Below are 12831 nucleotides of genomic sequence, written 5' to 3' on the forward strand. Positions count from 1 at the left end.
GCCTCCACGGCGCCCGGTGATGCCGGGACCGCGTCGCTCAGAGACGGAGGGCGAGGATGTTCGCCGTGAGCCCCGCGGCCGTGCCGCACAGGATCACGGTGTCACCGCGACCGACCCGACCGGATTCGAGCGACTGCGCGAGCATGAACGGCACCGATGCCGACACCATGTTCCCGAAGTCGCGGACCTCGTCGACCCTGCGATCGGCGGGGATGCCGAGGCGGTCGAGCATGGGCGCGAGTGCCGCGGAAGCCTGGTGCGGCACCCACAGTGCCACGTCGTCGTACGACAACCCGGAGCGGGCGTGGAACGCCGCGAAGAAGTCGGGCAGCACGCGCATCATCGCCAGCAGCGCCCGTCGGCCGTCCATGTCGAACAGATAGTCGGCGGGGTCCGCGTCCGCATACGCCTGTGCAGGCGAGCGCGACAGACCGCCGCGGATCTCGGTGTCGTGGGCGTAAGACGGCCAGGTGCGTTGTGCGCTCGCGATCACACCGCGCTCCGGGTCGGATGATCGGCGGAGGACGACGGCCGCCCCGGCGTCGCTGAAGAGCTCGTAGCTCTCGCGCTGCGCCGGGTTGAGGAACCGCGACCCGACGTCACCCGAGACGATGAGGATGGTCTCCGCGTCGCCCGCCTCGAGATATCGCGAGGCGACGTCGAGCGCCGTGATGAAGCTGGTGCATGTCGAGTTCACGTCGAAAGCCGCCGCGTGACCGGTGAGGGTGAGGCGTTCGAGGATCAGCGCCGCCGTGCACGGGATCGGCTGGATGCCGGCGGCGACCGCCCCGAGCACCAGGTCGACCTCGTCGGCGACGATGCCCGCTCCCGCCAGCGCGCGCCCCGCCGCGTCGACGAGCATGTCGAGATGGGACACGTCGTCGGCGATCCGGTATCGCACCTCGTCGCCGAAGCGCACGGTGCGATCGGGGAGCGACGTCCCCCAGCCGACGATCTCGCAGTTCCTCATGGCGTTGCGCTCCCCCAGTCCCGCACCACGCGGCGCAGCTTCGCAGATCTCTCGTGCTCGTACGGCACGAACACGACCTCGGGCCGCTCGCAACCGACACGGTCGGCCAGTCGAGCGACCTCCTCGGCGACGCTGCGACGCGATCGATCATCCAACACGTCGAGGGCTATCTCGAGACGCGACGCGGCGGTCTGCACGACCCGGTACTCGTCGAACCCCTCGGCGAACAGCAGGGCCCGCGCCATCACGTCCGCGAAGACGGGCACCTCGCCGCCACTCGGGCGGCGGAAGAGGAGGGTGTCGCCCTCGCGTCCCTCGATGCGGTCGATCGCGGCGAGGGCACTTCCGCACGCGCACGGCTCGGTGCGCGCGCGCAGCACGTCGCCGAGTCGATAGCGCACGATCGGCTGGGCTCGGCGCCGCAGATCCGTGACGATCGGGACGAAGCGCTCGGCATCCAGCATCTCCCGCTCGAACAGCACCGTGTCCTCGTTGAGATGGATGACACCTCGTTCGCACGTATGAGCGAGGAAGCCCTCCGTGCACTGGTAGAGCTGGTGCAGGACGGGCTGTCGGAGGGCCCTTCCGATGAGGTCGGCGTCGGCGAGTTCGAGTACTTCCGCGACCGCGTAGACCTTCTTCGGCACGACGTCGAACCGCCCCGCCGCCGCGGCCTTCGCGATCACGCGCAGCACGGAGGGCGGCGCGACGAGGATGGTCGGCCGATAGGCCCGCAGACGCGCCAGGTTCTCGGCCATGTCGGCGTACACGTCGAAGTAACGGAACGAGACCGCGCGCGAGCGCACGGACTCGTAGAGGGTGTTGTCGGCACGGAGGAACAGTGCGATGCGATGCCCGAGCAGGTCACCGCGCGGCAGCGTCCGGGCGAGTACCGCTCCCACCCAGGCATCGCGCTCCGCGGGGCTGACCACGAAGAGCCCGCGATGACCGCTCGTGCCGCTGGAGAGACCGACGGAGTTCTCCCCCAGGTCGGCATCGAACTCGCGAGACCGCTCGTTCGCGATGGCGAGCTCGAGCGCCTCGTCCCTGCGCACGCCCACGGTGTTCATGCGATCGAATTCGGTCATCATGATGCGTTTGTCCATGACCGGCAGTCGCTCGAACGTCGCGTCGGCGAGGAGGTCGCGGAAGTGAGGCGAGCGCCGTCGAAGGAACCGCACGTGGCGGCGCAGCAGGCGACGCTGACGTCTGTCGACCGATCGGCGCGAGCGCAGGGGACGGAGCCACCGCACCACGGCGAACTCCCTCAGGATGCGAAGCGTCGACATCAGCCGGCCAGCTCCCTGCCGAGGAGCGGATCGTGGCTGCAGACGACCCGGACGCCCGCATCGGCGAGGCCCGCGATCGTGTGGGCCGTGCGCACATACGCGTCGGCGTCGAACTGGACGGCGCGGGGCAGCGTCCGCAGCCGCGGCGCGTCGGCGAGCAGGTCGCTCCCCCAGGCCGCGTCGCCGGCGAGGAGCACGCTCCCGCCGACGAGCGCCCCCAGGTGCCCGTCGGCATGACCGGGAAGATCGACCAGCAGATAGCTGCCGTCGCCGAAGAGATCGACTGCCGCGACCTCGACCCCACGGACGACTCGCGGCGCGAACTCGTCGGCGCGGAGAACACGCTTCGCGGCGGAGTCGAACCAGTCCGGCAGCAATCCTGTCAGGACGCCGCTGCGCAGCGTCGGAGCGGCGAGCGTGCGCTGCAGCCCCTCACTCACGACGAACGTCGCGTCAGGGAATCGGCGGACCCCTCCGACGTGGTCCGGGTGCAGGTGCGACAGCACGACGTGTGTGACGGATGCCGGGTCCACATCGTCGTCCTGCAGCCGCCTCGCCACGTCATCGGCGTCCTCGACCCGCGGCGGCAGCAGCCGGCGGTACACCGCGCCGCGCCATCCGGTCGCCCATTCCCCGGTGGCGTAGCCGGTGTCGAAGAGGACGCGCCGTCCGTCTGCGCCGTCGTAGAGGAACACCCCGGACGGGAACCGACGTCTCTCGGGAGGCGCGCCGCGGAACATCGAGGCGAGATCGTGCGATGTGCTCCCGCACGCGTAGTGCCGCAGACGCCCGGTCATGCGGACTCCGACAGATCGGCGGCGACGGCGCTGAGCGCATCGTCCAACGGGACCGTGGGGACGTAGCCCAGATCGCTGATCGCGCGGGAGATGTCGAGAGTCTGCGAGTAGGCGATCGTGCTGAGGGTGTACCGAGTCAACGGCGGCTCCGGCTGCCCCGGCAGCACGCGGCAGATCGCTTCGAGCGTTGCAGCCGCCGCCCACGCCGCCCGCCGGTTCATCACGCGGAACCGCGGCCGCTCGCCCAGGAGCGCCAGGAGTCGCTCGAGCAGGTCGCGGAACGATCGGGGCTCGCCGTTCGTGATGTTGTAGACGCCGCCGAGCGGATCGCCCGAGGTCAACGCGAGCCGCAGGGCCGACGCCACGTTCTGCACGGCGGTGACGTCGATGAGGTTCGCCCCTCCCCCGGAGAGCGGCACGCCGATCCGCGCGTGCACATCCAGCAGCCTGGGCACGAGGCTGGTGTCGCCGACGCCGATGATTCCGCGCGGGCGGATGATCACGAGTTCGTCGATCTCGCCTCGCCGCCGCGAGTCCTGCAGCAGCTTCTCGGCGGCGATCTTCGAGCGGATGTACCCGTTGAGTCGATTGCCGGGATCGACGTCGTCCTCGCGGATGCCCAGTCGGTCCCGCGAGGCGGCGTAGACGCTCGGCGACGACACGTGCACGATGCGACGCACCCCGTTTCGCCTGGCGAACTCCACGACGTGCGCGGTGCCGTCGACGTTCGCCTCTCGGAAGTCCGACCACCGCCCCCACGGGGTCGACAGCGCGGCGCAGTGGATGACGGCATCCACTGCCAGCTCCGCCGCGCGGAGCGACGCCAGGTCGCCGCGCACCCGGTGCGACGCGTCGGCCAGCTCGTCGAGCCGGTCGGCATCCCGCCCTGCCGCGAACACCTCACGGCCGTGCTCTCGCAGATCGCGCACCACGTGGCCGCCGAGGAACCCGGTCGCCCCCGTCACCAGCACACGGGCTCCGAACATGCCCCTCACCCTAGCGGCCCTATTGTGGTCGGGTGCGCATCGCCATGGTGACCGACTACTACCTGCCGACACTCGGCGGTGTGCAGACCGTCATCAAGGCGCACCGCGAGACGCTGGAGCAGTCGGGGCACGAGGTCTTCGTGCTCGCGCCTCTCGCTGCCGAGAGCGAGGACCCGCGGATCATCCGACTCCCCACAGCACGCGGATTCGCACCGGGCGGGTACCCGTTCACCTGGCCTCCCGCGGCCGCGGCGGCATCGGTGCACGACGCGTTGCGCGGGCTCCGCATCGACGTCGTACACGTGCACACCGAGATGTTCGCCGCGCTCGCCGGGTTCGAGGCGGCGCAGACGCTCGGCATCCCCGTCGTGCAGACGATGCACGGCCGCATCGACGTCTACACGCGCTCGGTCCTCCCCCTGCCCTCCGTGACGACGGCGCTGCTCGCACTCCTGCACCGTCGCCGGATGAGCCATGACCGTGCCGCCGTCGATCCGGCCGCGCCGTACGCCCGCACGCGACAGGCACGCCGGATGTGGCGACTCATGGTGAGCCAGGCCAACCACGCCGACCACGTCATCGTCCCGTCATCGCACTTCGCCGAGAAGCTCGTGGCCCAGGGCGTCCGCACCCCGCTGACCGTCCTCTCCAACGGCCTCGAGGACACGGTTCTGGATGCCGTCGGCGCACCGGTCGCGCGCGAGCCCTCCGCCGGAGAGCCGCTGCGGGTGATGTGGTGCGGTCGGTTGTCGCCGGAGAAGCGCCCCGAGGTGTTCGTCGACGCCGTCCGACGGACTCCCGGCGTCGTCGCCGACATGTACGGCGACGGCGTCGCCCGCGCATCCGTGGCGCGTGCGGCGGCTCGGATCGACGACCGACGGCTCACCGTCCACGGTGCGGTGCCGCAATCGCAGGTGCTCGACGCCATGCACGGAGCACACGTGCTCGTCTCGAGTTCACTCGACTTCGACAATCAGCCGATGGTGATCCTCGAGGCCATCGCCTCCGGGCTTCCCGTCATCGTCGCCGATCCCGATCTCGCCGAGACCTTCCCCGCAGGAGCCGGCATCGTCACGGAGACGCCGGATGCCGTCGGTCTGAGCGCCGTGCTCGGAGCGCTGCGCGACGACCCGACCCTGATCGCGCGACTCAGCACCGCCGCCGTCGCCCAGCGCCAGAAGGTGGCGCAGACGACGCACCGAGATGCGCTCGTCGACGTCTACCGGTCCGCGATCAGGCGTCGATCGACTCGCGCGACAGCCGATCCGACGAGTCGATGATGAACTCTCGCCGCGGCGCGACCTCGTTGCCCATGAGCAGCTCGAACACACGGCCGGCGGCCTCGGCGTCCTCCATGCGCACGCGGCGCAGCAGCCGGCCGCCTCGGTCCATCGTCGTCGAGGCCAGCTGCTCGGCATCCATCTCGCCGAGGCCCTTGTAGCGCTGGATCGGCTCGTGCCACCGCTTGCCGGCCTTGCGGAGCTTGGTGAGAAGAGCGTGCATCTCCTGCTCGCTGTAGGTGTAGATCGTCTCGTTCGGCTTGGAGCCGGGATTCATGACGATCACGCGATGCAGCGGCGGGACGGCGGCGAAGACGCGGCCGTCCTCGATGAGCGGTCGCATGTAGCGGTAGAACAACGTCAGCAACAGGGTGCGGATGTGCGCGCCGTCGACGTCGGCGTCGCTCATCAGGATGATCTTGCCGTAGCGGGCGGCGTCGATGTCGAAGCTGCGACCGGACCCGGCGCCGATCACCTGGATGATCGAGGCGCACTCGGTGTTCGACAGCATGTCGCCGACAGAAGCCTTCTGCACGTTGAGGATCTTGCCGCGGATGGGAAGCAGCGCCTGGAACTCGCTGTTGCGTGCGTTCTTGGCCGTACCGAGGGCCGAGTCGCCCTCGACGATGAACAGCTCGCTCCGCCCCACGTCGTTCGTGCGGCAGTCGACGAGCTTGGTCGGCAGCGTCGAGGACTCGAGGGCGTTCTTGCGCCGCTGGGTCTCCTTGTGCGCGCGCGCCGAGACACGGGCCTTCATCTCGGCGACGATCTTGTCGAGCAGCTGTGTGGCCTGGCTCTTGTCGTCGCGCTTCGTCGACGAAAAGCGGGCGGCGAGGTCCTTGCGGATCACCTGCGCCACGATCTGACGGACAGCCGGGGTGCCGAGCACCTCCTTGGTCTGCCCCTCGAACTGCGGCTCGGGGACGTTGACGGTGAGCACTGCGGTGAGCCCGGCCAGGACGTCGTCCTTCTCGAGCTTGTCGTTCGCACCGACCTTGAGTCGCCGTGCGTTCTGCTCGACCTGGGCGCGCAGCGCCTTCAGCAGCTCCTGCTCGAATCCCTGCTGGTGGGTTCCGCCCTTGGGCGTGGAGATGATGTTGACGAACGAGCGGGTGACCGTGTCGTAGCCGGTGCCCCAGCGCATCGCGATGTCGACGGCGCACACGCGCTCGACCTCGGTCGCGACCATGTGTCCGTCCGCCTGCAGCACGGGGACGGTCTCCGTGAAGGTGCCCTCTCCCTGGATGCGCCAGGTGTCGGTCACCGGGGCGTCCGTCGCGAGGTACTCGACGAATTCCGAGATGCCGCCCTCGTACAGATACGAGGTCTCGTCGGTCGTGGACCCGCCCTCTTCCGCGCCGCCCTTCGACCGCGCGTCGCGGACGACGATCTCGAGACCGGGGACGAGGAAAGCGGTCTGCCGCGCACGCGTCTCGAGCTCGCCGAGCTGGAACGCCGCATCCTTGGTGAAGATCTGCCGGTCCGCCCAATAGCGCACCCGGGTTCCCGTGACGCCGCGGGGGGCCTTGCCGATGACCCGCAGCTCGCTCTTCTTCTCGAAGGGCGTGAAGGGGGAATCGGGTCGCTTCTCCCCCTGGTCGGCGAAGATCCCCGGCTCGCCCCGATGGAACGACATCGCGTACGTCTTGCCGCCGCGGTCGACCTCGACGTCGAGGCGCTCAGAGAGCGCGTTCACGACCGAGGCACCCACACCGTGCAGACCACCGGACGCCGCGTACGAGCCGCCACCGAACTTCCCGCCGGCGTGCAGCTTGGTGTAGACGACCTCGACGCCGGTCAGGCCGGTGCGCGGCTCCACATCGACGGGGATGCCACGACCACGGTCGTGCACCTCGACGCTGCCGTCATCGTGCAGGATCACGTCGATCTTCGAGCCGTTGCCTGCGACGGCCTCGTCGACGGAGTTGTCGATGATCTCCCAGAGGCAGTGCATGAGGCCGGGCGAGCCGTTCGAGCCGATGTACATGCCGGGGCGCTTGCGGACAGCCTCGAGGCCTTCGAGCACCTGGAGATGATGGGCGGAATACTCGGCGGTCACAATCTCCGATTCTATTCTCGAGGGCGACAGCGCGCCGCTCGACACTCCCCATACACGACCACTCGGCGTCCAGTCCACGACCCGCGCGTACGCTCCGAGCGAAACACGCCGTCAACCGGGCATGCATGCAGTCATCGCGTGGTTGTATTGATCACGCCCACCAGCGAACCCGACACCTAGGAGGCACCGAAGATGAACGCAACGACCGAACGTGAGACCTCCGCCGTCGAGTTCCGCCTGACCGCCATGGATCGATGCGATTCCTGCGGCGCTCAGGCCTACATCGCGGCCGAGGTCAACGGCTCCGAACTCCTCTTCTGCGCGCACCACGGTCGCAAGTACGAAGAGAAGCTTCGCAGCATCGCCACCAGCTGGCACGACGAGACCGCGCGTCTCGTCGACGCCGTCTGATCCGCCGACCCTCACGAGTCGACACGGAGCCCGTCCTGTGACGGGCTCCTTCTGTATGCGCAGACGCCTCGGGCGTGTGCGCCGACGCCGCGTCAGTCGACGACCACGCGGCGCACGCGTGCGGTGAGCCGGGTGAGGATCTCTTCGCCGACCGTGTCGATGCTCTCCGCCAGGGTGGTCGCGCTCGATTCCCCGTGGTCGCCGGCGCCGAAGATCCATACGCTGTCACCGACAGCCGCACCCGGCCACGAGGCGACGCGCGAGGTCGTCTCGCCGACGCTGAGGAGGCTCCGCCCGCCGGCCGGCGTGCCGACGGTCGACGCGGCGAGCGACGACGGGATGCCGTCGAAGGAGCCGATTCCCACCGCCACCTCGTCGCCGTGCACCGCGGTCACCGTCGCGGACAGTTCCGCGACGGGGGCTATGCCCTCGAGGTCCGGGCCGTCGGCCGAGCGGATGCCGTAGCAGAACGCCCCGATGCGCGACACGGTGCCCCGCAGCTCCGGACGCCACCACGACGCGGCGGATGCCGTCAGATGGAGCGCATCGGGGATCGCCCCCGTCTCACCGCTGACCTCCACCGCGTGGAGGAACTCCCGTCGCGCCTGGTCGTCCTCCTCGTCGCTGGCCTCAGCCAGATGGCTCCAGATGCCGACGAGCGCCACCGCCCCGTCCTCCTCCGCGCGCCGGACGTCGTCGATGGTCTGCTCCCACTCCTCGGGCAGCATCCCGTTGCGGTGCAGCCCCGTGTCGATCTTGAGGTGGATGCGCGCGCGGATGCCGATCGCCGCGGCCCTGTCGATGATCGCCGAGAGGTACTCGGTCGAGCCGACGCCGAGGTCGATGTCATGGCGGAGCGCCTCGTCGATCTCGTGGTCGACGGAGGTCACCCACGAGAAGATCCGTCCGTGTGCGCCGAGGATCTCCCGCGCGCGCACTCCGCTGCGGACGTCGTACGCGCCGAACCACCCCACCCCCGCTGCAAGACCCGCCTCGACCGCCCAGGTCAGGCCGTGCCCGTACGCGTCATCCTTGAGCACCATCATCAGTTCCGATGGTGCGATGCGATCGCGCACCGCGGCGATGTTCAAGGACAGGCGCCTGGTCGACACGCGCAGCTCGGGGCGGGTCACGCCTCCCACCCCCGCACCGCGTGGGCACCCGCGACGGTGATCAGCTCGCCGACGGTCAAACCGGTCACTCGGCTCCATCGGGCGAGGTTGGGGCCCGCAGGTCCGGAGCCTCCGAAGTACGTGACCTCGTCGCCGACCTCAGCATCCGAGTCCTGTCCGACGTCCACGACGCAGACGTCCATGGCGACCCGTCCGATGATGGGCCGCAGGGCGCCGCGCACCTCGACCTGCGCGGCGTTGCCGAGTGCCCGAACGATGCCCTGGGCGTAGCCGCCGGTGACGAGCGCCGCCGTGGTGTCGGCGACCGCGCGATGGGTGTAGCCGTACGACACGGCGTCTCCCGCCTTGAGCGGCTTGGTCGACAGCACCCGCCCGGCGAGGCGCATCACGGGCCGGGTGCGCAGAGCGCCCTCGGCATCCGGCAGCCCGTAGAGCACGGTCGGGTCGACGTCGACAGTGCCGTCCGAGACGCCCTGGATGCCCTCGAGCGCGAGCTCCTCGACCTCAGCCTGCGAGTCGACGAGCACCGCGGCGGCTCCGGCGGCCGTGACCGCCAGGGCGACGCCGACCAGGCCGTGTCCCCATGCATCGCGCCGCAAGTCGGCGATCCGTCCACCAGCGGACACCCCCTCCGCGGCCGCGGCCGCGAGGGCCGACCGGGAGATCAGAGCCTGCGGGAGGGAGCTGGAGGTCGAATCACGCACTCGTCCAGCCTAACTCCGGCCTGCCAGGTTGCCCCGAGGGCCGCCCGTAGACTGGAGGCGACCGAAGAACTTGGAGATCCATGTCGCGCTTTTCCCTCGTGCCCCGTGTCCGCTACCTGGTGGACCGCGCCCGCCGCATCGACGTCGGCTCCGTCCTCGAGCGCGCCAAGGAGGCGTCGGCCCAGCACGGCAAGGCTCTGCCGCTGGTGGTGACCGACATGCTCTGGTCCGCCGGACGCCACAACGTCGGGTTCCAGGACTACATCGACTACGATTTCGCGATCCTCACCAAGGCCGAGCGCGATACCTACATGACGCACCCGGTCTCGAACCAGATCTCCCAGCAGTACGACCACCCCGACTACCGCCACCTGTTCCACGACAAGGCGGAGTTCAATGCGAAGTTCGACGCACTCCTGAAGCGCGAGTGGATGCTGATCACCGAGGGCAACGCCCAGGAGCTCCGTGCCTTCACCGAGCGTCAGGGCACGATCGTGGTCAAGGAGACCCACGGTCAGGCCGGAACCGGCGTCCACCGCTACCACGCCGCCGACGTCACCGACTGGGACGCCTTCCACACCGATCTGCTCGCGAAGAAGCAGGTGCTCGTCGAGGAGGTCATCCGCCAGCACGCCGACCTCGCGGCCGTCTGCCCTGGGACCGTCAACACGACGCGCGTCACCGCATTCTTCGACGGCGAGAAGACGCACATCCTCGCGATCGCGCAGAAGTTCGGGCGCGGGGCGGTCAGCGACCAGATGAGCTTCGGCGGCTTCTACACGATGCTCGACGATGACGGCCACGCCGTCGGCCCCGGCTACGACTCGCACGGCCACGTGCACATCGCGCACCCCGACTCGGGCTTCGTGATCGCCGACTTCCAGTTGCCGATGATGGACGAGGTTCGCGCTTTCGTCGACCAGGCGGCGCGGGTGGTCCCGCAGGTGCAGTACGTCGGATGGGACATCGTCGTCACGCCGGACGGCCCCGTGCTCGTCGAGGGCAACTGGGGCGCAGGCGTCTACGAGAACAAGCCCAGCGTCACCGGCATCCGCACCGGTCACAAGCCGCGCTACCGCGCGGCGATCGGATTCTGACCCCGTCCGAACCCGCGGATACGACGAAGGCCCGGATGCCGAGCATCCGGGCCTTCGTCGTATTCCGTCGCCGCGTCAGGCTGCGCGGACGATACCCATGGGTGTCGACTGTCGGGCCTGCCCGAGCGGGTTGTCGCCGAGGATCTGCACGAGCCGACGCTCTCCGGCCTTGTCGAGGGTGGATCCGAGGATGTTCCCGCCGATGTCGTTGATGTCGACCACTGCGACGTCGACCCCGGTGCCGACGAGCCTCTGCAGTCGATGCGCCACCTCGCGCGGGTTCTTCGGTCCGAGAACGACGGCCTCGTTGTACGGAGGGATCGTGTTCTTCGTCGGGCCGTCGATCGCGCGGGCCTTGTCGCCCGCGATCCGGTAGAAGTCGCCACGACGGCCGAGAGCCTTCGTGACCACCGAGACGCCAGCGGCGAAGAGGATGCGCAGCGTGCCGCATTCGCGCAGCGCCATCTCCATCGTCTCCGGCATGCCGAGGCCGATGCCGTAGGAGGTGCGCACCACGTACCGCGAGAGGAAGCGCGCCAGCGGCCGCGGCGTGATCTCGTCGAGGCGGTAAGAACGGCCCTGCGTGATCGCGACGATCTTCTCGGTCACGAACAGCAGGTCGCCCGGCTGCACCGCCTCCTTGGCGTACTCGGTCACGATGGCGTCGAGATCGTCGTCGGGCATCACCACGCGGGTCTTGAGCGGGATGCGGGCGTACTTCTTCCCGTCGACGCTCGCTTCGAGCGCCTTGCCGTCGTTCGCCTGCATCACTCGAGGTAGTCCCGCAGCGACTGCGAGCGGCTCGGGTGACGCAGCTTCGCCATCGTCTTCGACTCGATCTGACGGATCCGCTCGCGGGTCACGCCGAACGTGTCGCCGATCTGGTCGAGCGTCTTCGGCTGCCCGTCGCCGAGGCCGAAGCGCATGCGGATCACACCGGCCTCGCGCTCCGAGAGCGAATCGAGCAGCTGCTCGAGCTGACGCTGCAGCATCGTGAAGCCCACGGCGTCGGCCGGCACGACCGCCTCGGTGTCCTCGATCAGATCGCCGAACTCGCTGTCGCCGTCCTCACCGAGCGGGGTGTGCAGCGAGATCGGCTCGCGGCCGTACTTCTGCACCTCGATGACCTTCTCGGGGGTCATGTCGAGCTCACGGCTGAGCTCTTCCGGCGTGGGCTCGCGGCCGAGGTCCTGCAGCATCTGACGCTGGACGCGGGCGAGCTTGTTGATGACCTCGACCATGTGCACCGGGATGCGGATCGTGCGAGCCTGGTCGGCCATGGCGCGCGTGATCGCCTGACGGATCCACCACGTCGCGTAGGTCGAGAACTTGAAGCCCTTGGTGTAGTCGAACTTCTCGACGGCACGGATCAGGCCCAGGTTGCCCTCCTGGATCAGGTCGAGGAACTGCATGCCGCGACCCGTGTAGCGCTTGGCGAGCGAGACGACCAGACGCAGGTTGGCACCCAGCAGGTGGCTCTTGGCGCGCTGGCCGTCACGAGCGACCCACTGCAGGTCGAGTCCGAGCTGCCCGGCCTTCTCGGCGGCGGACATCGCGGAGAGCTTCTCTTCGGCGAACAGGCCCGCCTCGATGCGCATCGCGAGCTCGACCTCTTCGGCCGCGTTCAGGAGCGCGACCTTTCCGATCTGCTTCAGGTAGTCCTTGACCGGGTCGGCCGTGGCGCCGGTGATCTGCGTCGAGTAGACGGGGACGTCTTCATCGTCGTTCGACGAGATGACGATCGCGCCGGTCGGAAGCGGCTCGGTGAACTTCGGCTTCGAGTCCTCTTCGTCCTCATCCGCCTCGTCGGTCGCACCGGCGACGGGGGCCTCGTCATCTTCGACGATGTCATCGGACTTCTTCTTCTTGGCGGGGGCGCGCTTGGCAGCGGCGCGCTGCGCAGCGGTCTTCGGCGCCGGCTTTTCAGCCACCGCCTCCTCGACCTGGGCGTCGACCTCGGGGGCTTCGGCGCTCTTCTTCGTCCGGGTTTTCTTGGTCGTGGCAGGAGTCACGTTTCGCCTTTCACGGGGCCGCTGGCAGCCCCGGGCCATTTCGGACACTAGTAAGACCCTTGTCAAGTCCGATCTCCGAAAAGATCGATTGAC

12 protein-coding genes are annotated in these 12831 nt (G+C 69.1%); 3 read left to right on the forward strand and 9 right to left on the reverse strand.

Features of this window, described 5'->3' with window-relative positions; translation table 11 throughout:
- Positions 1–37 precede the first annotated feature (37 nt).
- The 4 genes from FSY98_RS00335 to FSY98_RS00350 are packed head-to-tail and all read right to left on the reverse strand — an operon-like array spanning position 38 to position 4042.
- Positions 38–970, reverse strand: a complete 933-nt coding sequence (locus FSY98_RS00335) for a 3-oxoacyl-ACP synthase III family protein (RefSeq protein ID WP_144872552.1) — start codon at positions 968–970, stop codon at positions 38–40.
- A complete protein-coding gene (locus FSY98_RS00340; RefSeq protein WP_144872555.1) occupies positions 967–2259 on the reverse strand; it encodes a F390 synthetase-related protein in 1293 nt (430 codons plus the stop codon). Before FSY98_RS00340 ends, FSY98_RS00335 begins: the two co-directional genes overlap by 4 nt.
- Positions 2259–3056 carry an MBL fold metallo-hydrolase gene (locus FSY98_RS00345; RefSeq protein ID WP_144872558.1) on the reverse strand — a complete coding sequence of 266 codons (798 nt, stop codon included), beginning with the start codon at positions 3054–3056 and terminating at the stop codon, positions 2259–2261. The genes FSY98_RS00340 and FSY98_RS00345 overlap by 1 nt, the downstream gene beginning before the upstream one ends.
- Positions 3053–4042 carry an NAD(P)-dependent oxidoreductase gene (locus FSY98_RS00350; RefSeq protein ID WP_144872561.1) on the reverse strand — a complete coding sequence of 330 codons (990 nt, stop codon included), beginning with the start codon at positions 4040–4042 and terminating at the stop codon, positions 3053–3055. Before FSY98_RS00350 ends, FSY98_RS00345 begins: the two co-directional genes overlap by 4 nt.
- A gap of 32 nt (positions 4043–4074) precedes the next feature.
- Between FSY98_RS00350 and FSY98_RS00355 the strand changes: the two genes are divergently transcribed.
- Positions 4075–5322 carry a glycosyltransferase gene (locus FSY98_RS00355; RefSeq protein ID WP_144872564.1) on the forward strand — a complete coding sequence of 416 codons (1248 nt, stop codon included), beginning with the start codon at positions 4075–4077 and terminating at the stop codon, positions 5320–5322.
- Here FSY98_RS00355 and FSY98_RS00360 read toward each other — a convergent pair.
- Positions 5276–7381 (reverse strand): type IIA DNA topoisomerase subunit B, encoded by a 2106-nt coding sequence (locus tag FSY98_RS00360; protein ID WP_396652308.1) that lies wholly within the window; start codon positions 7379–7381, stop codon positions 5276–5278. The two genes, FSY98_RS00355 and FSY98_RS00360, sit on opposite strands and share 47 nt — an antisense overlap.
- Before the next feature lie 192 nt (positions 7382–7573).
- Between FSY98_RS00360 and FSY98_RS00365 the strand changes: the two genes are divergently transcribed.
- Positions 7574–7792 carry a hypothetical protein gene (locus FSY98_RS00365; RefSeq protein WP_144872567.1) on the forward strand — a complete coding sequence of 73 codons (219 nt, stop codon included), beginning with the start codon at positions 7574–7576 and terminating at the stop codon, positions 7790–7792.
- Positions 7793–7884: 92 nt separating this feature from the next.
- Here the strand turns inward: FSY98_RS00365 and FSY98_RS00370 are convergent, their stop codons facing one another.
- Positions 7885–8925, reverse strand: a complete 1041-nt coding sequence (locus FSY98_RS00370) for an alanine racemase (RefSeq protein WP_144872570.1) — start codon at positions 8923–8925, stop codon at positions 7885–7887.
- Positions 8922–9629: an alanine racemase gene (locus tag FSY98_RS00375; protein WP_260857186.1), complete on the reverse strand. Its 708-nt coding sequence runs from the start codon at positions 9627–9629 to the stop codon at positions 8922–8924. Before FSY98_RS00375 ends, FSY98_RS00370 begins: the two co-directional genes overlap by 4 nt.
- Positions 9630–9709: 80 nt before the next feature.
- Here FSY98_RS00375 and FSY98_RS00380 point away from each other — a divergent pair, with 80 nt between their 5' ends.
- Positions 9710–10726 (forward strand): sugar-transfer associated ATP-grasp domain-containing protein, encoded by a 1017-nt coding sequence (locus tag FSY98_RS00380; protein WP_144872572.1) that lies wholly within the window; start codon positions 9710–9712, stop codon positions 10724–10726.
- 75 nt (positions 10727–10801) lie between these two features.
- Here the strand turns inward: FSY98_RS00380 and FSY98_RS00385 are convergent, their stop codons facing one another.
- Positions 10802–11494 (reverse strand): coenzyme F420-0:L-glutamate ligase, encoded by a 693-nt coding sequence (locus FSY98_RS00385; protein WP_144872575.1) that lies wholly within the window; start codon positions 11492–11494, stop codon positions 10802–10804.
- Positions 11494–12738: an RNA polymerase sigma factor gene (locus tag FSY98_RS00390; RefSeq protein ID WP_260857187.1), complete on the reverse strand. Its 1245-nt coding sequence runs from the start codon at positions 12736–12738 to the stop codon at positions 11494–11496. Before FSY98_RS00390 ends, FSY98_RS00385 begins: the two co-directional genes overlap by 1 nt.
- Between the last annotated feature and the right edge of the window lie 93 nt (positions 12739–12831).

Origin of the sequence: Microbacterium sp. 1.5R (genome assembly GCF_007667425.1) — a bacterium.
In the GTDB taxonomy this organism is placed as follows: Bacteria; Actinomycetota; Actinomycetes; order Actinomycetales; family Microbacteriaceae; genus Microbacterium.

Coding starts and splice junctions, on each gene's coding strand:
- FSY98_RS00345 (WP_144872558.1), bottom strand. CDS start 3,056: ATGACCGGGCGTCTGCGGCACTACGCGTGCGGGAGCACATCGCACGAT.
- FSY98_RS00385 (WP_144872575.1), bottom strand. CDS start 11,494: ATGCAGGCGAACGACGGCAAGGCGCTCGAAGCGAGCGTCGACGGGAAG.
- FSY98_RS00340 (WP_144872555.1), bottom strand. CDS start 2,259: ATGTCGACGCTTCGCATCCTGAGGGAGTTCGCCGTGGTGCGGTGGCTC.
- FSY98_RS00365 (WP_144872567.1), top strand. CDS start 7,574: ATGAACGCAACGACCGAACGTGAGACCTCCGCCGTCGAGTTCCGCCTG.
- FSY98_RS00350 (WP_144872561.1), bottom strand. CDS start 4,042: ATGTTCGGAGCCCGTGTGCTGGTGACGGGGGCGACCGGGTTCCTCGGC.
- FSY98_RS00380 (WP_144872572.1), top strand. CDS start 9,710: ATGTCGCGCTTTTCCCTCGTGCCCCGTGTCCGCTACCTGGTGGACCGC.
- FSY98_RS00335 (WP_144872552.1), bottom strand. CDS start 970: ATGAGGAACTGCGAGATCGTCGGCTGGGGGACGTCGCTCCCCGATCGC.